Genomic DNA, 21254 nt, shown 5'->3' with positions numbered 1-21254 from the left:
TCGTGGGCACGCTTCGCTTTGCCCGCCCTACGAAACCTTCCACTCCGGCACGCCATCCGCACTCATCGCGATTTCGCCAATCGAACCCACCGGCGTGCGATCCATATTCAGCAGATGCGCCAGCGTCCCGTCATCGCTCGCCGGAATCCGCGCCAGCGTGCGCCGGTCGTCCGCCGTCCGCAGCATCACCACGCCGTGCTCGACATCGCCGCCGCGGCCGTAGAGCACGGTAAAGCTCTCGACCTTGCCCTTGCCCGAAGCCTCCGTCACGAACTCCGGCACCGCGCGCTTGTTGCGGTCGGCCTCGCCTTGCACGCTCGTCTCCTGCGCCAGCGCCTCGCGCGGCGCTCGCTTCGCCACCACCAGCGCGTGGTGCTTGGTGACGAAGCCGCCTTGTCCGTAGAGCAGGCCGAGCCTTGCGCCCTCGCGCACCCGCCGCACCATCGCACAGGCCGCATGCGTCATGTAGGTGTTGAGCGGCGCGCCGAAGAAGGTGAGGCCGCCGGTCACGGTCGGCTGCACGTCGGCGCCGAGGCCCAGCGTACGCCGCGCCATCTTGGGCACGCAGGGGAAGCAGCTGTAGAGCTCGATCGCATCGAACCTTCTGCCGTCGCCGCCGGCAAGGTCCATCACCGCTTTCAATACCGCGTTCTGCGGATGGCTCTCGTAGAACTGATCGCGCAACAGATAGTCGCGCGGCTCTTCCGCCGAGGCGCCGCCGAGTGGATAGACCAGCTTGTCTTCGGGAATGCCGAGCGCCCGCGCCTTGGCAAGGCTGGTTAGCAGCAGCGCGCCGCCCATGTTGACGCTGGGGTTGGCGACCATGAGCTTGTTGTAGGGCCAGGCGATCAGGCGATTGTCCGCCGACGGTGTCGTGATTTCCTCCGGCGCATAGCGCCGCTTCAGCCAGGCATTGGGATTTCGCGCGGCCGCTTCCGAATAGCGCGACCACAGCGTGCCAGACTCCGCCATCGCCTCGCGCGGCGTCTGGCCCCAATGCGCGGCGGAGGCGGCCTCGTAGAACGGATAGACCGTGACAGGCCGAAATACGCCGAGCTTGACGGCCAGCGGCTTCTGGAAAGCCGCGCCGCGCTTGGGCTCCTCGACGTCATGGGCGAACGGCGTCCACGGCAGCTTGACGCCGGCGCGCTCGGCCTTGGTTGCGGTCGATTGCGCCTCGGCACCACACACGGCAGCCACGGTGCACTCGCCGCGCGCGATGCGCTTGGCGGCTTCGTGGATGTAGCGGATCGGGCTCTCGCCGCCGACCGGACCGTAATAGCAATGGGACGGCGAGACGCCGAGGCGCTGCGCCAGCAGCTGCTCCGGATCGCGATAGCGCCAGCTCAGGAAGTTGACGACGTCGAGCGACTGCACCTCGCCGAGCAGTTTTGCGCCGGCGTCCGCCTCCGCACGCCGCAACGCCTGCTCGAGCAGATCGAGCGGCTCGAGCCCGTCGGTGATTTCCTTGGGGCGGTCGACGATCTCGCCGATGCCGACGATGACAGGGATACGGTCTTCGGGGATGTTGGTCATTTTTTCTTGCTTCACGTTTCAGATTTTCGGTACGCCGTCGCCCTTCGAGGGCCGCTGAAGAAGCGGCCACCTCAGGGTGACGGCTACGGGGACAGCGTCATCCTGAGGTGCGAGACCGGCGGCGCATCGCGCCGTCGGGCGAGCCTCGAAGGATGGGCCACACACGACTACTCCACCAGCGCATTCATGTGCTCGACGGCTTCGGCGAACTCTTCCTTGAACTCCTGCACCACGGCGCCGGCCGATTTCACGCTGTCGATCAGGCCGACGCCCTGGCCGACGAAATAGCTGACGAGATCGCGCGCTTTGGCGTTGCCGCCTGCGGCGGCGCGGTCGATCGCGTTGAAGGCGTCGCGGCTGATGATGCTCTGCAGCGGCATCGGCAGCGCGCCGGGGCTGTCCGGTGCGCGGTCCCAGGCATCGGTCCAGACCGAGCGGAGCTGCCGCGCCGGCTTGCCGGTGCGGCCCTTCGAGCGCACCGCGTCGCGCGAGGACGCCGCGATCATTTTCTCGCGGAAGATTTCGCTGGTCTCGGATTCGACGGTGGCCAGCCACACCGAGCCGGTCCAGGCGCCGGCCGCGCCCATCGCCATGCAGGCCGCCATCTGCCGTCCCGTCATGATGCCGCCGGCGGCCAGCACCGGTACGTCGCGGATCGGCTTGATCGCCTTGATCACCTCCGGCACCAGCACCATGGTCGAGACCTCGCCGCAATGACCGCCGGCCTCGGTGCCCTGCACCACGAGGATGTCGACGCCGGCCGCGACCTGGCGCAGCGCGTGCTCCTTGGCGCCGACGAGGGCTGCGACCGGCACGCCGTGCCTCTTGCCCATCTCGATCATCGCCTTCGGCGGCACGCCCAGCGCATTGGCGATCAGGCGGATCGGATGGTTGAAGGAGACTTCGAGCAGCTCAAGCGCCGTCTTCGCATCGAACGGCTGCGGCTGATCGGCGGCGACCTCCGTGCTCGTCAGTTCGATGCCGTATTTCTTCAGGAGGTCGCGCGTATAGGCGCGATGTTGCTGCGGCACGCGCGCTTCGAGACTCTTCCAGGTGACGTCCTTCTCGCCTGCGGTCGAGATGTTCTCGGGGATCAGCACGTCGATGCCGTAAGGCTTGCCGTCGACGTGATCGTCGATCCATTTCAGCTCGCGTTCGAGCGTATCGGGCGTGTGCACGGTCGCACCCAACACGCCGAAGCCGCCGGCGCGGCTGACGGCGGCGACGACATCGCGGCAATGGCTGAAGGCGAGCAGCGGGAACTCGATGCCCAGCATGTCGCAGATCGGCGATTTCATGGCTTCCTCCCGGCGGCCTGCGCGCTCACCTCGCTTGGCTCGGAGCGAGGTGACGCTGGCTGATCGATGACATGCCGGATTCGGCAAGGCATCTTGTGTGTAGACGTTGCGCTCTATCCGCAGGCTGCGGCGTCCTAAGTGACGCCGTCATTCCGGGGCTCGCGCAAGCGAGAACCCGGAATCCATGTCTTAGAGAGCATTCCTGGCGGCGCGATGGATTCCGGGCTCGCCCTGCGGGCGCCCCGGAATGACGGCAGAGAGGGGTTGCCATGACAAAACGCGGAGTTGCCCGCCCGGCCATGCGTCTCGGAGCCCTTGCCATCGGCCAATCCCAGGCTAATTAATGCAGACGCATCTTTCTGCCGGAGCCCCCCATGACCGACGCCCCCGCCTACGTGCCGCCCAAAGTCTGGACCTGGAACAAGGAGAATGGCGGGCAGTTCGCCAGCATCAATCGCCCGATCGCCGGCCCCACTCACGACAAGGAGCTGCCGGTCGGCAAGCATCCGCTTCAGCTCTATTCGCTGGCCACCCCGAACGGGGTGAAGGTGACGGTGATGCTGGAGGAGCTGCTGGCGCTCGGCCACAAGGGCGCCGAATACGATGCCTGGCTGATCAAGATCGGCAACGGCGACCAGTTCGGCAGCGGCTTCGTCGACATCAACCCGAACTCGAAAATCCCCGCGCTGATGGATCGCTCCGGTCCGGAGCCGATCCGCGTGTTCGAATCCGGCTCGATCCTGTTCTACCTCGCCGAGAAGTTCGGCGCCTTCCTGCCGAAGGACGTCAAGACCCGCACCGAGGCGATGTCCTGGCTGTTCTGGCAGATGGGCAGCGCACCCTATCTCGGCGGCGGCTTCGGCCATTTCTACGCCTATGCGCCGTTCAAGATCGAATACGCCATCGATCGTTTCGCGATGGAGGTCAAGCGCCAGCTCGACGTGCTCGACCGGCGCCTTGCCGACAACGAATATCTCGCTGGCAAGGACTACACCATCGCCGACATCGCGGTGTGGCCGTGGTACGGCGCGCTCGCCAAGGGGCTGGTCTATGGCGCCGGCGAATTCCTCTCCGTGCAGGATTACAAGAACGTGCAGCGTTGGACCGACCAGATCGCGCAGCGCCCGGCCGTGAAGCGCGGCCGCATGGTCAACCGCGTCTCCGGCGACCCCGCCAGCCAGCTCCACGAACGCCACGACGCCGGCGATTTCGAGACCAAGACGCAGGACAAGGTGGCGCCGGCAACCTGACTACGTAGGGCGGATCAGCCGAAGGCGTAATCCGCCATTATTCGTCCAGTATGCGTTCGGCGGATTACGCCAGCGGACTGCGCTTCGCGCAGCCGCGAGCTAATCCGCCATACGATCAATCCGGCAGCATCTCGCCGGAGCCGCCGAGCTCCGCCGGCAGATCGGCATATTTCGGCAAGCCGTCCCTGACCGACACCATCTTGCTCGCGTAGTTCGCGTGCAGGGTCGGCTGGTGCTGATATCCCCTCAGCAGATTGGCATAGACGTCGATCAGCCGCATCCGCGGGTGCTCGGTCATGACGTGGCCGCCACAGCGCTTGCAGAACTTCCGATAGGAATGCTCGGTCTTGTTGTACGTCCCGAGCTCCGCCTCGCCTTTGATGATGCGCACACTGTCCGATTTCCACAGGCTGAACGCGTTGATCGGCGCGGCCGACCACGCCTGGCAGTCGGCGCAATGGCAATAGCCCGAAAACATCGCCTTGCCGGTGACCTCGACCTCGACAGCGCCGCAGAAGCAGCCGGCGCGATAGCTCGCCTGCGGCTCAGCGTCCGCATCCCCGCCCTCCGCCAGGAGGTCGTTGTAGCCGGGATCCTTGCGCATGAAATTGCGGATGAAGTCGCACTCGACGGAGAGCTTGCGACCCTGCGCCCGCACCGCATCCAGCGTGGCGCGGCCGAGCTTCGAGCCGATGCCGCGGCCGCCGAGTTCCGGCGGCACCTCGGTGTGCACCAGCGTGATCGCGCCGTCGGTCTTGCGGTAGGTGACGAAGGCGATCGGCCCGTCGACATCGAGCTCGAACCGCTCACGTTCTTCGTTGTCGCGAAAGGCTTCCGGCATCGTCGCGCTCCCGGGTTCGGTTATTTGGTCTTCACGCCCTCCGCCGCTGGAAACACCACGCGGTCATCGGTGCGGCAGTAGCGGTCGGCGAACATGCGGCCGATCGGGTGATAGCGGTCCATGTGCATGCGCATCGCCTTGTCGTCCCACAGCTCGTCGCGGATGTGGAAGTGGAGGCCTTCGCCCATGATCAGGCGGCGATCGTCGTTGACGTCGATCAGCTTCCAGAGCTTGCACTCCATCGCCCAGGGCGTGTCGGCAAGCCGCGGTACGGCGATTGTCGTCGAGGGCGCGAGCTTCAGGCCGAGATAATCGGGCTCGCCGATGTCTGGCGGAAAGTCGCCGCTGCTCTCGTGCATGGCCCGCGCCAGCGGCTCGTCAGTGAGGTTGACCACGAACTCGGAGGTCGCCTGGATGTTGAGGAAGGTGTCCTTGTCCCGGCCATCAGGCTTGCGGTTGGCCGCGAACATGCAAAGCGGCGGGTCCTCGCAGAAGGCGTTGAAGAAGCTGAACGGGGCGGCGTTGACCACCCCGGTCGGCCCGATCGTCGTCACCCAGGCGATCGGCCGCGGCAGGATGAAGGACGTCAGCACCTTGTAGCGCTCGCGTGGCGTCAGCTCGCTGGCGGCGTAGTCCATGGTGGCTCCGTGGGCAAGTCGTCATTGCCGGGCTTGACCCGGCAATCCATCAATCCTGAAGAAATGCTCCCTTCGATGGATGCGCGGGTCAAGCCCGCGCATGACGAGTTGAGATCACGCCATGCTCAGCTCGTGCCGTCCCACCACCATCCAGTGCACCTCGTCCGGACCGTCGGCAAAGCGAAGGTGGCGCACGTCCTGGTACATCTCGGCGAGCGGGGTCCAGTGCGAGATGCCGGTGGCGCCGTGCATCTGGATGGCCTGGTCGATGATCTTGCAGGCGCGCTCGGGCACCATGGCTTTGACCATGGAGACCCAGACCCGGGCTTCCTTGTTGCCGAGCACGTCCATGGCCTTGGCGGCCTTCAGCACCATCAGCCGCATCGCCTCGATCTCGCAGCGCGCCTGCGCGATGATCTGCATGTTGCCGCCGAGATGGGCGATCTTCTTGCCGAAGGCCTCGCGGGTGAGGCCACGCTGCACCATCAGGTCGAGCGCCTTCTCGGCCTTGCCGATGGTGCGCATGCAGTGATGGATGCGGCCGGGTCCAAGGCGGAGCTGCGAGATCTCGAAGCCGCGGCCTTCGCCGAGCAGCATGTTCTCCTTCGGCACGCGCACATTGTTGAAGCGCATGTGCATGTGGCCGCGCGGGGCGTGGTCCTGGCCGAACACGTACATGGGCCCGAGCACCTCGACGCCGGGCGTGTCGCGCGGCACCAGGATCTGCGACTGCTGCTTGCTCGGCGCCGCGTCCGGATTGGTCTTCACCATCACGATCAGGATCTTGCAGCGGGGATCGCCGACGCCGGAGATGTAATACTTCTCGCCGTTGATGACCCATTCGTCGCCGACCAGCTTTGCGGTGGTCGAGATGTTCTTGGCGTCGGAGGAGGCGACGTTCGGCTCGGTCATGACATAGGCGGAGCGGATCTCGCCGTTGAGCAGTGGCTTCAGCCACTTCTCCTTCTGCTCCTTGGTGCCGACCCGCTCCAGCACCTCCATGTTGCCGGTATCGGGCGCCGAGCAGTTCATGGTCTCTGATGCCAGCGGGCTCTTGCCGAGCTCGGATGCGATATAGGCGTAATCGAGATTCTTCAGGCCCTGGCCGGTCTCGTCATCGGGCAGGAAGAAGTTCCAGAGGCCTTCCTGCTTGGCCTTGTTCTTGGCCTTCTCCAGCACCTCGAGCTGCTTCGGCGTGAAGCTCCAGCGATCCTCCTTGCCTTCGCCGGCCTTGGCGAACTCGATCGACATCGGCTCGACGGTGTCGCGGATGAACTTCTTGACGTGATCGTAGAGCGGCCGGACCTGGTCCGACATGCGGAGGTCGTTGAGCTCGTCGCCGGGGTTGAGGGTGTAGTTGGTGGTGCGGGGAATGTAGGTGTGTTTTGTCATTGTTCCTCCCGGGACGCTTGAGATCGTTCTGGCGGCAGAATAGTGCCAGCCCGGCCAAAGTGCGAGCGCGCATTTTCACGCGCAGCCATACCACGCGATGGAATATCACGTGGCGTTTGAAATGTTGTTTGAATGGGGGGCGAGAGATCTTCCCAGTGTCGTCCCGGACAAGCGCGTCACAAGCGCGCGCAGATCCGGGACCCATAACCACAGGAAGAAGTTTGGCGAAGACTCGGAGTGACCAACTCGCTCCATAACCGCTCCCTGGGGTTATGGGTCCCCGCTCCCGTGCGCAATTGCGCACCAGGCGGGGACGACACCGGCTTTGCGGCTAGCTTAGTTCGGCATCCGATGCATCGCGCAGATCTTGTTGCCGTCGAGATCGCGCAAATAGGCGAGATAGAGTTTGCCGCCCGGACCCTGACGAACGCCCGGCGGATCCTCGATCGATTTTGCGCCTGCCGCAAGGCCAGCGGCGTGCCAGGCATCGACCTGCTCAGGCGAATTGCAGGCAAAGCCGATCGTGCCGCCATTGGCGCAGGTCGCCGGCTCGCCGTTGATCGGCTTCGACACCGAGAACACGCCGGTCTTGGTGATGTAGAAGATCCGATGGCCGTCGACCCTGGCCGGCCGCACCTCGAGCGTGCTCAGCAGATTGTCGTAGAACGCCTTGGCCTTGTCGAGATCGTTGGTGCCGATCATGATATGCGAGAACATTTGCCCATTCCCCTCAGAGTGTGTAGCCCGGATGGAGCGCAGCGAAATCCGGGTCTTGCTTGCTTTTTGCGGTCCCGGATTACGCTTCGCTCCATCCGGGCTACGAGACTCAGAACGCGGTATAGCCGCCGTCGATCACGAACGTATCCGCGGTGTGATACGACGACGCCTTGCTCATCAGATACACGGCGATGCCGCCGAAATCGCTGGCCTCGCCGAAGCGGCGCATCGGAATGCGCGGCATCACGTTGCCGACGAATTTCTCGTTGGCCATCAGGCCCGACGTCATGTCGCTCTTGATCCAGCCGGGCAGGATCGCGTTCGCGGTGACGCCGTGGCGGGCGAGCTCGACGCCGAGCGCGCGCACCAGCGCGTTGATCGCGGCCTTGGTCGCCGCATAATGCTCGTTGCGCGCCGTGCCGAAGATCGAGGCGAGGCTGGAGGTCGCAACCAGCCGGCCGAAGGGATCGCCGGCATTGGCGCGCTCGGTCATGTGTTTTGCCGCGGCCTGAAACGCGTGGAACACGCCGTCGAGATTGGTCGCGAACATCGTGCGCCATTCCTCCTCGGTGCGCTCGATGAAGGACCTGCGGCCGCCGCCGCCGATGCCGGCATTGGCGAAGCAGCCGTCGACCCGGCCGAATACATCGAGCGTCGCCTTCATCGCGGCGTTGACGGAGGCCGGATCGGTGACGTCGCAGACGCGGGCGTCGACCTTGCCCGGCAGCCCCGCCATGCTCGCGGCGGCGGACTTGTTCTTGTCGGCGTTGCGGCCCCAGATCGAGACGCTGCAGCCCTGGCCCGCGAGCGCCTGCGCGATGCCGAGACCGATGCCGCCATTGCCGCCGGTGATCACGGCGACGCGGCCGGAGAGGTCGAAAAGGTTCATGGCGCGTTTCCTGTTTTGGCGCGACATTATGGGATGCGGCGCATCAGCCGCTGCGCGCAAGATTGCTTGCTATGCTCTGATCACCATGGACAAGACCGCGCCAAAAATCAAATATGCGCCCCGGCAAAACGAATTCCGGTCTGCGAAACTGGCGCAGGCTGCAACTGACGAGGAAACCATGCAGTTCAAACACGTCACGCTCGATTTCGATGGCTCGGTCGCAATCCTCAGGCTCGACCATCAGGAGGTGATGAACGCGGTGTCCGTGGACATGCTGGGCGGCCTCGCCGAAGCGCTCGATACGATCGAGGAGAAGAAGGACGAGGTGCGCTGCGTGGTGCTGACCGGCGCCGGCCGCGCCTTCTGCACCGGCGCCAATCTGCAAGGGCGCAATAACCAGTCGAAGAAGACTAAAGCCGGGCTGACGCTGGAGACCGGTTTTCACCCCTTCCTGCGCCGCATCCGCAATCTGCACTGCCCCATCATCACCGCGGTCAACGGTCCGGCCGCCGGCGCCGGCATGAGCTTCGCGCTGCTCGGCGACATGATTTTATGCGCGCGGTCCTCTTACTTTCTTCAGGCCTTCCGTCGCATCGGCCTCGTGCCGGATTGCGGCTCGACCTGGCTCTTGCCGCGCCTCATCGGCCGCGCGCGCTCGATCGAATTGTCGCTGATGGGCGAGCGGCTGCCGGCGGAGAAGGCGCTGGAATGGGGCCTCGTCAACCGCGTTTACGACGACGCCGTGCTGATGGAGGAGGCGATGAAGCTCGCGCGCGATCTCGCCAGCGGCCCGACGGTGGCGCTGTCGCTGATCCGCAAGCTCTACTGGGACAGCCCCGAAAACTCCTTCGAGGATCAGCTCAACCTCGAATTCCAGTGCCAGCTTCGCGCCGGCGATACGCAGGACTTCCGCGAGGGCGTCGGTGCGTTCCTGGAGAAGCGCCCGGCGCAGTTCAAGGGCAAATGATCGAGGCTGAGCTTTCCCGCAGCGTTCAGCGCTGGTGCAAGGGCGCGACCGGCGCGACCTCTGCGGCAAAATTGTCGGGCGGCGCCAGTCAGGAGACCTGGCGCTTCGACATCGTGCATCCCGATGGCGTCATCGGCGCGATCCTGCGGCGTTCGCCGAAGGGCTATGGCGCGGCGCCGACGCGCGCGGCGGGTCTTGCCGCCGAAGCGCAGCTGATGCAGCTCGCTTTCGAGGCCGGCGTGCCGTCGCCGCGCGTGATGCATGTGCTCGTTCCCGAGGACGACCTCGGCACCGGCTTCATCATGCAGCGGATCGAGGGCGAGACCATCGCGCGCAAGATCCTTCGCGATGGCGAATATGCGGCGGCGCGTCCGCTGCTTGCGCGGCAGATCGGCGGCATTCTTGCTGGCCTGCACTGGTTGCCAAAGGACAAGTTGCCCGAGCTGCGCAGCCGCGGTGCGACGCAGGAGATCTCCGAGTTCGAACGCGATTATCGCAGCCTGAACTGGCCGAAGCCGGTGTTCGAGCTGGCGCTGCGCTGGCTGCGCGACCACGATCCCGGCCCGTCGGCCGAGACCACGCTGGTGCATGGCGATTTCCGCAACGGCAATCTCATCATCGGTGCGGATGGCGTCCGCGCCGTGCTGGACTGGGAGCTCGCCCATCTCGGTGACCCCATGGAGGATCTCGGTTGGGTCTGCGTCAATTCATGGCGCTTCGGCGAGATCGACAAGCCGGTCGGCGGATTTGGCTCGCGCGAGGAACTGTTTGCCGGTTATGAAGCCGCCGGCCGCAAGGTTGATCCTGCGCGGGTCAAATTCTGGGAAGTGATGGGCACGCTGCGCTGGGGCATCATGTGCGGCGGCATGATGCAGCGGTTCCGCGAGGGCCCCGACCATTCCATGGAGCGCGCCATGATCGGCCGTCGCGCCAGCGAGACCGAGATCGATCTGTTGCGGCTGCTGGCGCCGCGCGGGAGCTGACACATGCAGGACGAGCCGAGCCCGATCGAGCTGACCAAATCCGTCGCCGACTTCCTCCGCAACGATATCTCGCCGCTGATCACCGGCCATCAGGCCTTCAAGCTCCGCGTCGCCATCAACATCCTCGACCTCGTCACGCGGCAGCTGACGCGGGAGGAGGACAGCGATGCCGCGGAAGTCGGACGACTGCGCGCCTTGCTCGGCATCGACGGCTCGGTGACCGAGCTGAACCGGGTGCTGGCCGACCGCATCGCAAAGGGGGAGCTCGATCTCGCAACGCCCGGACTTGCCGACCACCTCTGGGCGACCACGATGGACAAGCTCGCCGTCGATCAGCCGAACTACGCATCGTACAGAAGGGAGCTTGGGCGGGGCTGGTAGGTCTGTCCACCGTCATTCCGGGGCGTCGCGGAGCGACGAACCCGGAATCCATTCATCCACTGTCACTGAAGCTCGATGGATTCCGGGCTCGCGCCCAAGGGGCGCGCCCCGGAATGACGGCGGTGAGAGCGGCGCCCTACTTCCCCACCCATTTCGGCGGCCGCTTCTCCGAGAACGCCTTCGGCCCTTCGATGTAGTCCTGCGAGGCCACCATCGCCTGCACCGCCGGATAGTCGCGTTGCTCCGCGATCGCCTGCTCCAGCGAAACCCCGAGCCCCTTCTGGATCGCCTGTTTGGAGGCGCGGATCGACATCGGCGAGTTCTTGGCGATCGTCTCCGCCCAGCGCAGCGCGCCCGCGAGCGCCTCGCCCTGCGGCACCACCTCGTTGACGAAGCCGAGCTCGAGACCTTCCTTGGCGCTGACATGGCGCGCGGTGAGGATCATGCCCATGGCGCGCTTCAGCCCGATCTGCCGGGGCAGGCGGTGCAGGCCGCCGGCCAGCGCGGCTAGTCCAACGCGCGGCTCGGGCAGGGCGAAGGTCGCATTCTCCGCGGCGATGATGAGATCGCAGGCCAGCGCGATCTCGAAGCCGCCGCCCATGGCGACGCCGTTCACGGCGGCGATGATCGGCTTGTCGCAGTCGAAACGCGAGGTGAGGCCGGCGAAGCCGCCCTTGTCCCAGCCGCGCTTTCCCCCCGCGGCCTGCCACTTCAGGTCGTTGCCGGCGCAGAACGCTTTGTCGCCGGCGCCCGTGACGACAGCGATCCACTGCTCGGGGTCTCCGGAGAAATCATCGAACACCTTCTGCAGTTCGAAATGCGCATCGGTGTGCAGCGCGTTGTAGACCTCGGGCCGCGACAGCGTGACGATCGTGATCGGCCCCTTGCGTTCCACCTTTGAGAATTTCAGCTCCATCGCGCGGCTCCCGGATTTTCTTTCGAAGGAATATTGGCGCCATACTACCGTGCGCGTACGCCTGAGCACCACCGAATTGCGCAAAGCGCCTTGCGCCTTCGGCACGCCTTCGCTCGCTTGACTTGGGCGCGCTCTTCTCACCTTAATCGTGCGAAGCAGAAACGCGCCTAGCGCCTTAACGCAAAACGATAAAATCACTCCGGGAGAGAACCCCTTGGATTTCTCATTGCCTGCCGATCTCGTCGCCTATCTCGCAGAGCTCGATCGTTTCATCGCGCGCGAGATCAAGCCGTTGGAGGAAGCCGACGACAACATTCGCTTCTTCGATCATCGCCGCGAATGGGCGCGCACCGACTTCGAGAATGGCGGCCTGCCGCGGCACGAATGGGAGGCGCTGCTGCGCAAGGCCAAGGACCTCGCCGACGCCGCCGGGCATCTGCGCTTTCCGGTGTCGAAGCAATATGGCGGCAAGGACGGATCCAATCTCTGGATGGCCGTGATCCGCGAGCATTTTGCCGCGAAGGGCCTCGGCCTGCACAACGACCTCCAGAACGAGCATTCCATCGTCGGCAATTTCCCCGTCGTCACCATGCTCGACCGCTACGGCCGCGACGACCAGAAGGCGATGATCGACGGCTCGATCAAGGGCAAGTACCGCATCACCTTTGGTTTGACGGAGCCGCTTCACGGCTCCGACGCCACCCACATGGAGACGCGCGCGGTGCCCGCGACCCGCGACAACGTCAAGGGCTGGATCATCAACGGCGAGAAGATGTGGACCACCGGCATGCACGTCGCCACGCATTGCGCGCTGTTCGCGCGCACCTCCGGCAACGACGGCGATGCCCGCGGCATCACCTGCTTCCTGGTGCCGGCCAAGAGCCACGGCGTCAAGATTGAAGAGTACATGTGGACCTTCAACATGCCGACCGACCATCCGCGCGTCAGCTTCACGGATGTCTTCGTGCCGGAAGATGCGCTGTTCGGCGAAGTCGGCCGCGGCCTGTCGCTGGCGCAATGTTTTGTCCATCAGAACCGCATTCGCCAGGCCGCGAGCTCGCTCGGTGCCGCGGTCTACTGCATCAATGAGAGTGTGAAATATGCGCGCGAGCGAAAGCCGTTCGGCAAGGCGCTCGCGGAGAATCAGGCGATCCAGTTCCCGCTGGTCGAGCTTGCCACGCAGGCCGAGATGCTGCGCCTCCTGATCCGCAAGACGGCCTGGGAGATGGACCAGCTCACCGAGGAGCAGATCGAGCGCACGCTCTCCGACCGCGTCTCCATGTGCAACTACTGGGCAAACCGCCTCTGCTGCGAATCCGCCGACCGCGCCATGCAGGTCCATGGCGGCATGGGCTACTCACGCCACAAGCCGTTCGAGCACATCTACCGCCACCACCGCCGCTATCGCATCACCGAAGGCAGCGAGGAGATCCAGATGCGGAAAGTGGCGGGATTCCTGTTCGGCTATATGGGACCCGGGAAGCATTAACGGCTTGCACCGGTTTGGTAGGGGGCAAAGGCGCTCTCGCGCCGTGCCCACGTCTTTCCGTCCGCGTGGGCACGGCGCGCGAAGGGCGCGCCTTTGCCCATTCTACGGCACCGTTGGTCAATTCACCCGCCGGTCCTTCCCCGCCCAGTGCGGCTCACGCAACTGCCGCCGCAGGATCTTGCCCGACGGGTTCCGCGGCAGCGCCGCCAAGAACTCCACGCTCTTCGGCGTCTTGAAGCCGGCGATGCGCGTCCGGGTGAAGTTGATAATGTCAGTGGCGGTCGCCTGCTTGCCCGGCTTCATCACCACCACCGCCTTCACAGCCTCGCCCCATTTGTCGTCGGGCACGCCGATCACGGCGGCTTCGGCGACATCGGGGTGATCGCACAGCGCGCTCTCGACCTCGGCCGGGTAGATGTTCTCGCCGCCGGAGATGATCATGTCCTTGATGCGGTCGTGGATGTAGAGGTAGCCGTCCTCGTCCATGTAGCCGGCATCGCCGGTGCGCAGCCAGCCGTCGCCGCGCAGCGTCGCGGCGGTCGCCTCCGGCAAATTCCAGTAGCCCGCCATGTTCGAGCCCGAGCGCGTCGCGATCTCGCCGACCTCGCGCGGCGGCAGCGGCTTGCCATCCGCATCCAGAATCGCGATCTCGACGCCCGGCAGCGCCTTGCCGGCCGAGCGCATCCGCACGAGGCCCTCGACGTGGTCCTCAGGCGGCAGTGCGACGATGGTGCCGGTCGTCTCGGTCATGCCGTACATCTGCACGAAGCCGCATTTGAAGACCTCGATGCATTCCTTCAGCAGCGCCGCCGGGATAGGGGAGGCGCCGTAGAGCATGTATTTCAATCGTGAGAAGTCGACCGTCTTCGCGCGCGGCTGCCGCACCACGAACTGCATCGCCGCCGGCACCATGAACAGTTTCGTGATGCCCGACTGCTCGAAGAAATCCAAAACCTTGGTCGGGTCGAATTCGCGCGCGATCACGCCGCGGGCGCCGTGATAGAGCCCCATCACGCCCCAGCCGGAGCCGCCGATGTGGAAGATCGGCATCGCCACCAGCGAGACGTCGTCGGTCGACCACCGGTTCCACTCCGGCTTGTCCTCGGCATTGCCGGTCTGCACCAGGTTGAGGAAGTTCGCGTGGCTCAGCATCGCGCCCTTCGGCTTGCCCGTGGTGCCCGACGTGTAAAGCTGGATCGCGATGTCTTTCGTGTCGATCGCAACCTTCGGATCGTCGCCGCTCTGCGCATCGCGCCACGCCGTGAAATCCGGCCATTCCGGCGCGCCGCCCTCGGTGGTGATGACGGTGCGCACGCCGGGCAGCTGGTCCTTGATCTGCTTGACCTGCGTGATGAATTCCGGCCCGATGAACAGCACTGGCGCCTTGCAATCGGCGACGATGAAGGCAACCTCGGGCCCGGCGAGCCGCCAGTTCACCGGCGCCATGACGACCCCGGCCTTCATCGCGCCCATCAGCAGCTCGAAATAGACATCGCTGTTCTTGCCGAGATAGGCGATGCGGTCGCCCTTCTTCACGCCCATCGCGATGAGTGCGTTCGCGACCTTGTTGGTCTTGACGTCGAACTCGGCAAAGGAGGTCGCGCGGCCCTCGAATTCATAAGCGACGGCATTGCCGCGGCTCTTGGCGCGCTCGCGCACCATGTCGGCGAGGTTCGCCAATGGCTGTGTGGACATGTTTCTCCCGTGGCGGTGTTGTTCTTATGCCGGGGAGTGTGGCGTCATCCGTGGATGAAGACAAGATGGCAGCCCCGCTGTCGTCCCGGACAAGCGAAATCTCGTGTCCCGGACGCGCTGCAGCGCCCTTGCGCTGCTGCGCAGAGCCGGGACCCATGCTTTCGCGAGACGTAAGAATGTGCTGGGCCCCGGCTCAGCAGTGCACCACGCCGCAAGTGCGGCGCGCTGCACTGCGTCCGGGGCACGAGACTACCCCCGCTTCGCCCGGTCCTTCTCGTTCTGGGCCATGATGCTCTCGCGCGCGGTCTTCCAGTCGTCGTCGCTCCAGTCGCGGAGTTGGTAGAAATTGCCGCCCATCGCGAGCGCCTGGGCGCCGTCCATGGCGATGGTCTCGCCGGAGATCCAGTCGCAGCCGCCGGAGATCAGGAACACGGCGACGTTCTGCAACTCCTCCATGGTGCCGACACGGCCCATCGGGTTCATCGCCTTGGTGCGTGCGCCCGCCTCGTCGCCCGGCTTGATGCGCTTGCTCATGCCTTCGGTCGGGATTTCGCCCGGCGCGATGGTGTTGAGGCGGATGCCGTAGCGGCCCCATTCGGTCGCAAGCGACATGGTCATCGCATGGATCGCCGACTTGCTCATCGCCGACGGCACCACGTAGGGCGAGCCGTTGCGCACCCAGGTCGTGGTGATCGAGACGACATTGCCCGGCTGCTTCAAGGCGATCCAGCGCTTGCCGACCGCATGCGTCACGTAGAACGTGCCGTGCATGACGATGTTGGCGACCGCGTCGAAGCCGCGCGGCGACAGCTCCTCGGTGCGCGAGATGAAATTGCCGGCGGCGTTGTTGATGAGGTCGGTGAGGCCGCCATCGCGAAAGATGTTCTCGACCATCTCCTCGACAGCGAGCGCGTTGCGGATGTCGACGCCGTGGCTGGTGACGCGGCCGCCGTACTCCGCCATCAGCTCGGTCGCGGTCTCGTCGCACACGATCTTGCGCCGACCGCAGATATGCACCTCGGCGCCGAGCTGGAGAAAGCGCGCCGCCATCGACTTGCCGAGACCCGTGCCGCCGCCGGTGACGAGAATGCGCCGGCCGGCCAGAAGATTTTCCTTGAACATGGCTGTTTCCCCCGTAGGGATTGTCAGTTAATTGGTCGATTGACTAAATCCGGCCGCCAGCGTCCTGTAAAGCGGCAACCGGTCAAGAACAGGGGAGAATTCGTCCATGGAAGAGCGCGTCTCGATCTCGATCTCGGAAGGCGTTGCCGACGTGCGCCTGGTGCGCGCGGACAAGATGAACGCGCTGGATCAGGCCATGTTCGAGGCGCTCGTCGCCGCAACCGACCGGCTTTCGAAGGACAAGAGCGTCCGCGCCGTCGTGCTCTCAGGCGAGGGCCGTGCCTTCTGCGCCGGTCTCGACATGGGGCGTTTTGCCGCCATGAAGGAGAAGGGCGGCAACGGAATTCCGGGTGGCGAAAATCGCGATCTCACCAAGCGCACACATGGCCAGGCGAACTTCCCGCAACAGGCGGTGTGGGGATGGCGCCAGCTTCCTGTTCCCGTGATCGCAGCGGTGCACGGCGTCGCCTTCGGCGGCGGCTTCCAGCTTTCGCTCGGCGCGGACATGCGCTTTCTTTCGGCGGATGCGCGCATGTCGATCATGGAGATCAAATGGGGCCTCGTGCCCGACATGGCGGGCACGCCGATTCTCGCGAGCCTCGTGCGCGACGACATCTTGCGCGATCTCACCTACACCGGCCGCATCTTCTCCGCGCAGGAGGCGATGGCTTTCGGCCTCGCCACGCGCATCTGCGACGATCCGCGCGCGGCCGCTCTCGAAGTCGCGCGCGAGATTGCCGGCAAGAGCCCCGATGCGATCCGCGCGGCAAAACGTCTGCTGAACAATCTCTCGGTCGATCCCGGTCCGGCACTGCTCGCGGAGTCGGTCGAGCAGCAGAAGCTGATCGGCAGCCCGAACCAGACCGAAGCGGTGCGCGCCAATTTGGAGAAGCGCGCGGCGAAGTACGCGGATTAGATAGTCACTCCGTCATGGCCGGGCTTGTCCCGGCCATCCACGTTCTTAGCCTCAGGCGGCGAAGAAAGAACGTGGATCACCGGGACAAGCCCGGTGATGACGACCAACGGGCACGGCCACCACCAACAAAGAAAAACAAAATGAGCGAAACGTCTGACTTCCTCGGCATCGTCTCCGGCGATCGCCGCCGCACCCACGCGGAGGTCGCATCCCGCGCCGACCGCATCGCAAGCGGCCTTGCAGATATCGGCGTCCGCCAGGGCGATTGCGTCTGCATGCTGATGCGCAACGACATTGCGTTCATCGAGGCCGCTTACGCTGCGATGCGCCTCGGTGCCTACGGCGTGCCGATCAACTGGCACTTCAAGCCGGAGGAGATCAACTACATCCTCAAGGACACCGGCACCTCCGTGCTGATCGGCCACGCCGACATGCTGCATGGCTTGCGCGATGCCATTCCGGCCGGTGTCACCGTGCTCAGCGTACCGACCCCGCCGGAGATCCTGTCCAACTACAAGATCGATCCCGATCATCTGACGACGCCGGATTTTGCGATCGACTTCGAATCCTGGCTCGCGCAATTCCAGCCCTATGACGGCCCGGTCGTGCCGCAGCCGATGAACATGATCTACACCTCGGGCACCACGGGCCATCCCAAGGGCGTGCGCCGTAACGCGCCGACGCCGGAGCAGCAGGCCGCCGGCGAGCGCATGCGCGCGATGATCTATGGCCTCAAGCCCGGTGCCCGCGCGCTGCTGCCGGGCCCACTCTACCATTCCGCACCGAACTCGTTCGGCATCCGCGCCGGCAAGCTCGGCGGCGCGCTGGTGCTGATGCCACGGTTCGAGCCGGAGGAATTTCTGCAAGCGATCGAGCGATACAAGATCGACACCATCTTCATGGTGCCCACCATGTTCATTCGCCTGATGAAGCTGCCCGAGGCGGTGCGCAAAAGCTACGATGTCTCCTCGCTGCGCCATGTCATCCACGCTGCCGCGCCTTGCCCGGCCGACGTCAAGCGCGCCATGATCGAATGGTGGGGGCCGGTGATCTACGAATTCTACGGCTCGACCGAATCCAGCGCCGTCACATTCGCGACCTCGGAGGACGCGCTGAAGAAGCCCGGCACCGTCGGCAAGATCTCGCCCGGCGCCGAGCTGCGCTTCATTGGCGAGGACGGCCGCGTGCTGGGCACAGGCGAGATCGGCGAGATCTATTCGCGCATGGCCGAGCTTGCCGATTTCACCTATCACAACAAGCCGGAGAAGCGCGCCGAGATCGACCGCGACGGCTTCATCACCTCCGGCGATGTCGGCTATATCGACGAGGACGGCTACGTCTTCATCTGCGACCGCAAGCGCGACATGGTGATATCAGGCGGCGTCAACATCTACCCGGCGGAGATCGAATCCGTGCTGCACGCCGTATCAGGCGTGCATGATTGCGCCGTGTTCGGCATTCCCGACGCCGAGTTCGGCGAGGCACTGATGGCCGTGGTCGAGCCGCAAGCCGGCGTCACGCTCGACGCCGCAGGCGTTCGCGCGAGCCTGAAGGCGCATCTGGCCGACTACAAGGTGCCCAAGCACATCGAGATCCGCAGCGGCCTGCCGCGCGAAGATTCCGGCAAGATATTCAAGCGCCGGCTGCGCGATCCCTATTGGGAGCAGGCGGGCCGGAAGATCTGACGCGGTGCCGGAGGGGGGCAACAGCGCGTAGCCTGTGCCCGCCGTTAAGAAGTGGTGGGCACGCTTCGCTTTGCCCAACCAACAACACACGGATGGGGAAACATTTGTCATGACCGATGCCGCCAACGAAGTCCTCTATACGGTCGCCGACCACATCGCGACCATCACGCTGAATGCGCCGGAGCGGATGAACACGATCTCCGGCCCGATGCTGAACGATCTGGCCCGCCTGCTGACCGAGGCCAACGAGGACAAGAACGTCCGCGTCGTGATCCTCACCGGCAAGGGCAGGGCGTTCTGCGCCGGCCTCGACCTGCGCAAGGAACGCGACGGCAACGGCCTCAGCGCCGCGTCCTCGCCGACCACGATCAACCTCCGCAACACGCCGCCGACGGTGTTGCAGGCGATGGACAAGCCGATCATCTGCGCCGTCAACGGCGGGGCGGCCGGCTACGGCATGGACACCGCGCTCGGCTGCGACATCCGCATCATGGCGGAATCCGCCAAGCTCGCCGCCGCCTTCGTCAAGCGCGGCGTGGTGCCGGAATCCGGCGGCACCTGGCTGTTGCCACGCATGCTCGGCTGGGCCAAGGCCTCCGAGCTGATCTTCACCGGCCGCACGCTCAGCGCCCGCGAATGCCTTGACTGGGGGCTCGCCAACGAGGTGGTGCCGGACGCCGAGCTGATGACCCGCACGACCGCGATCGCCCGCGAAATCGCCGCCAACGCGCCGCTTGCCGTGCAGGCCTCCAAGCGCATGATGCGGATGGGCCTCAACGAGAACTTCTCCGACCACGTCCACCACGTCTATCTGCAGCTCCTGCCGCTGTTCAAGACCCAGGACATGGCCGAGGGCATGAAGGCGTTCATGGAGAAGCGGGCGCCGAGGTTCGAAGGGCGGTAACCCCGTAGCCCGGATGGAGCGCAAGCGTAATCCGGGGCCGCTGTAGCTGGTGGCTCGCTTCCCGGATTGCGCTCCGCTCCATCCGGGCTACGTTTCATGGGCGTGGCGCCGTCTTAGCAGAGACAGATTCCGATCCTATATAGACGGGATCATCCACCTGCGGATCACCCCATGACCCCCGTCTCGATGCTGCTCAACATTCTCTGGATCCTCATCGGCGGCGCCTGGATGGCGTTCGGCTGGCTGGTGGCCGCGGTCATCATGGCCGTCACCATCATCGGCCTGCCCTGGGCGCGGGCGGCGTTCAACATCGCCGTCTACACCCTGCTGCCGTTCGGATCAAAGGCGGTGAACCGCTACGACGTCACCGGTGTCGAGGATATCGGCACCGGCCCGCTCGGGGTGATCGGCAACATCATCTGGTTCGTGCTCGCCGGCTGGTGGCTGGCACTCGGCCACGTCCTGACGGCCCTGGTGCTCGCGATCACCATCATCGGCATTCCCTTTGCCTGGGCGCACCTCAAGCTCGCCGGCATCGCGCTCTGGCCGATCGGCAAGGTGATCGTGCCGGCGTGAGGTGCGCTCGGACCGCGCGAGCGCCGATCGCGGCTTTTGACCCGTAGCGCGTTTGAGGTTGGCTGAAGGGCACGATGCTCCCGCCTGTGATCGATCTCGGAAGGAGCCGAGGATGCTACGAAACGCAAAAGTGGCCACCCGTCTTCCAGCCAAGGATTTGGACCGCGCGCGCGCGTTCTATTCCGAAAAGCTCGGCCTCGACCCGATCGAACAGCGCGAAGGTGGACTGCGCTACGTCTGCGCAGGCGGCGAGTTTGCGATATTCGTCTCGGCCGGCGTGCAATCCGGCACGCACACCCAGATGGGCTTTGAAGTCGAGGACATCGATGCGGCGGTGCGGGAGCTTCGCGCGCGGGGAGTCAAGTTCGAGGAATACGACCTGCCCGGGCTGAAGACCGTGAACGGGATCGCCGACATCGCCGGCAATTACGCAAGCAAGGGCGTCGGCGAGAGAGGCGCCTGGTTTCGCGACAGCGAAGGCAACCTTCTTGGAATCGGGCAGCCTGTTCGGAGCTGACAGCTCATAGGATGTGCGGAGCGTGCTGCTCAGCCGCTTCTCGCCTCCCAATCCCTTGCGCTGCCCGACAGGCAAAACACGCAACATGCAGGTCAAGGGACAGGTACGCAAAATATTCTGATTGACCGAATTTGCCGTTTCGGCTAAACCGCATTCCATCCCGGCCCGCCAGAAGGGACGTTTCGCGATCGTCACGAACCGTAGGTTGGGATGCGATGGACGCGGTAGCGCCGGCGCGTGAGGTGATGGCAGGGCGGGCGACCGTGAGCCATCGCGATCCGCGGCACGACACGGCGCGGTCACAGCGTTTCGTTTCGGCGTTGGGGGCGAGCACGCGCGAGCTTCCGGCTGTCCGGGGCGGGACGTCCGCGGACGGCAAAAGCGTGTGGTCCTGACGCCCGCGGTTCTGGCGTCAAGGCTTGCGGTGATGAGGCGGCCAACCGGCACGCGCATCGATCAGCCGCAAGGCGACGGGGGCAATAGTGCATCGCTCCCCGGGGAGAGCGCGCCATAAGCCGTAACACCATTGCGCAGGGAAGGCC

20 protein-coding genes are annotated in these 21254 nt (G+C 65.1%); 10 read left to right on the top strand and 10 right to left on the bottom strand.

The window, feature by feature from the left end:
* Positions 1 to 27: 27 nt before the first annotated feature.
* Both TSA1_RS26820 and TSA1_RS26815 read right to left on the bottom strand, forming a co-directional pair.
* Positions 28 to 1536, bottom strand: a complete 1509-nt coding sequence (locus tag TSA1_RS26820; protein WP_100178962.1) for an acetyl-CoA acetyltransferase — start codon at positions 1534 to 1536, stop codon at positions 28 to 30.
* Between the two features lie 167 nt (positions 1537 to 1703).
* A complete protein-coding gene (locus tag TSA1_RS26815) occupies positions 1704 to 2834 on the bottom strand; it encodes a nitronate monooxygenase (RefSeq protein WP_100178961.1) in 1131 nt (376 codons plus the stop codon).
* 374 nt (positions 2835 to 3208) lie between these two features.
* Between TSA1_RS26815 and yghU the strand changes: the two genes are divergently transcribed.
* Positions 3209 to 4084, top strand: a complete 876-nt coding sequence (yghU, locus tag TSA1_RS26810) for a glutathione-dependent disulfide-bond oxidoreductase (protein WP_100178960.1) — start codon at positions 3209 to 3211, stop codon at positions 4082 to 4084.
* A 115-nt stretch (positions 4085 to 4199) separates the two neighbouring features.
* On the opposite strand, the gene TSA1_RS41070 is transcribed toward yghU, so the two are convergent.
* The 5 genes from TSA1_RS41070 to TSA1_RS26785 form a co-directional block, all read right to left on the bottom strand.
* Positions 4200 to 4925, bottom strand: coding sequence for an N-acetyltransferase (locus TSA1_RS41070; RefSeq protein ID WP_347338555.1), 726 nt, complete (start codon positions 4923 to 4925; stop codon positions 4200 to 4202).
* A 20-nt stretch (positions 4926 to 4945) separates the two neighbouring features.
* Positions 4946 to 5563 (bottom strand): flavin reductase family protein, encoded by a 618-nt coding sequence (locus TSA1_RS26800; RefSeq protein ID WP_100178959.1) that lies wholly within the window; start codon positions 5561 to 5563, stop codon positions 4946 to 4948.
* A gap of 114 nt (positions 5564 to 5677) precedes the next feature.
* A complete protein-coding gene (locus tag TSA1_RS26795) occupies positions 5678 to 6955 on the bottom strand; it encodes an acyl-CoA dehydrogenase family protein (protein WP_097665525.1) in 1278 nt (425 codons plus the stop codon).
* Positions 6956 to 7291: 336 nt separating this feature from the next.
* On the bottom strand, positions 7292 to 7672 hold the full coding sequence (locus tag TSA1_RS26790; RefSeq protein ID WP_100178958.1) for a VOC family protein: 381 nt from the start codon (positions 7670 to 7672) through the stop codon (positions 7292 to 7294).
* Positions 7673 to 7781: 109 nt separating this feature from the next.
* Complete coding sequence (locus TSA1_RS26785) at positions 7782 to 8561, bottom strand: SDR family NAD(P)-dependent oxidoreductase (protein ID WP_100181352.1); 780 nt, start codon at positions 8559 to 8561, stop codon at positions 7782 to 7784.
* Positions 8562 to 8739: 178 nt separating this feature from the next.
* Here TSA1_RS26785 and TSA1_RS26780 point away from each other — a divergent pair, with 178 nt between their 5' ends.
* From TSA1_RS26780 to TSA1_RS26770, 3 genes are read left to right on the top strand one after another with little or no spacing between them, the layout of a single operon-like run.
* On the top strand, positions 8740 to 9528 hold the full coding sequence (locus TSA1_RS26780; protein WP_100181351.1) for an enoyl-CoA hydratase/isomerase: 789 nt from the start codon (positions 8740 to 8742) through the stop codon (positions 9526 to 9528).
* Complete coding sequence (locus TSA1_RS26775) at positions 9525 to 10511, top strand: phosphotransferase family protein (RefSeq protein ID WP_100178957.1); 987 nt, start codon at positions 9525 to 9527, stop codon at positions 10509 to 10511. The genes TSA1_RS26780 and TSA1_RS26775 overlap by 4 nt, the downstream gene beginning before the upstream one ends.
* A gap of 3 nt (positions 10512 to 10514) precedes the next feature.
* The gene (locus TSA1_RS26770) at positions 10515 to 10892 is read left to right on the top strand and encodes a DUF6285 domain-containing protein (protein WP_100178956.1); all 378 of its coding nucleotides are present in this window, start codon (positions 10515 to 10517) and stop codon (positions 10890 to 10892) included.
* 136 nt (positions 10893 to 11028) lie between these two features.
* On the opposite strand, the gene TSA1_RS26765 is transcribed toward TSA1_RS26770, so the two are convergent.
* Positions 11029 to 11808: an enoyl-CoA hydratase-related protein gene (locus TSA1_RS26765; RefSeq protein WP_100178955.1), complete on the bottom strand. Its 780-nt coding sequence runs from the start codon at positions 11806 to 11808 to the stop codon at positions 11029 to 11031.
* A gap of 214 nt (positions 11809 to 12022) precedes the next feature.
* Between TSA1_RS26765 and TSA1_RS26760 the strand changes: the two genes are divergently transcribed.
* Entirely contained in the window at positions 12023 to 13297 is a 1275-nt protein-coding gene (locus tag TSA1_RS26760; protein ID WP_100178954.1) for an acyl-CoA dehydrogenase family protein, read from the top strand.
* Positions 13298 to 13414: 117 nt separating this feature from the next.
* Here TSA1_RS26760 and TSA1_RS26755 read toward each other — a convergent pair whose 3' ends face one another.
* The gene (locus TSA1_RS26755) at positions 13415 to 14992 is read right to left on the bottom strand and encodes a fatty acid--CoA ligase (RefSeq protein WP_100178953.1); all 1578 of its coding nucleotides are present in this window, start codon (positions 14990 to 14992) and stop codon (positions 13415 to 13417) included.
* A gap of 249 nt (positions 14993 to 15241) precedes the next feature.
* Entirely contained in the window at positions 15242 to 16114 is an 873-nt protein-coding gene (locus tag TSA1_RS26750) for an SDR family oxidoreductase (protein ID WP_100178952.1), read from the bottom strand.
* Positions 16115 to 16220: 106 nt separating this feature from the next.
* Here TSA1_RS26750 and TSA1_RS26745 point away from each other — a divergent pair, with 106 nt between their 5' ends.
* From TSA1_RS26745 to TSA1_RS26725, 5 genes are all read left to right on the top strand, one after another.
* Positions 16221 to 17030 carry a crotonase/enoyl-CoA hydratase family protein gene (locus tag TSA1_RS26745; protein WP_100178951.1) on the top strand — a complete coding sequence of 270 codons (810 nt, stop codon included), beginning with the start codon at positions 16221 to 16223 and terminating at the stop codon, positions 17028 to 17030.
* Positions 17031 to 17170: 140 nt separating this feature from the next.
* The gene (locus TSA1_RS26740) at positions 17171 to 18715 is read left to right on the top strand and encodes an acyl-CoA synthetase (protein WP_100178950.1); all 1545 of its coding nucleotides are present in this window, start codon (positions 17171 to 17173) and stop codon (positions 18713 to 18715) included.
* Positions 18716 to 18824: 109 nt separating this feature from the next.
* Positions 18825 to 19619, top strand: a complete 795-nt coding sequence (locus TSA1_RS26735; RefSeq protein ID WP_100178949.1) for an enoyl-CoA hydratase/isomerase family protein — start codon at positions 18825 to 18827, stop codon at positions 19617 to 19619.
* 171 nt (positions 19620 to 19790) lie between these two features.
* On the top strand, positions 19791 to 20195 hold the full coding sequence (locus tag TSA1_RS26730; protein WP_100178948.1) for a YccF domain-containing protein: 405 nt from the start codon (positions 19791 to 19793) through the stop codon (positions 20193 to 20195).
* A gap of 112 nt (positions 20196 to 20307) precedes the next feature.
* Positions 20308 to 20712 (top strand): VOC family protein, encoded by a 405-nt coding sequence (locus tag TSA1_RS26725; protein WP_100178947.1) that lies wholly within the window; start codon positions 20308 to 20310, stop codon positions 20710 to 20712.
* Positions 20713 to 21254 lie beyond the last annotated feature (542 nt).

Source organism: Bradyrhizobium nitroreducens (genome assembly GCF_002776695.1).
Taxonomy (GTDB): domain Bacteria; phylum Pseudomonadota; class Alphaproteobacteria; order Rhizobiales; family Xanthobacteraceae; genus Bradyrhizobium; species Bradyrhizobium nitroreducens.
This window is presented reverse-complemented; position numbering and strand designations above follow the sequence as displayed.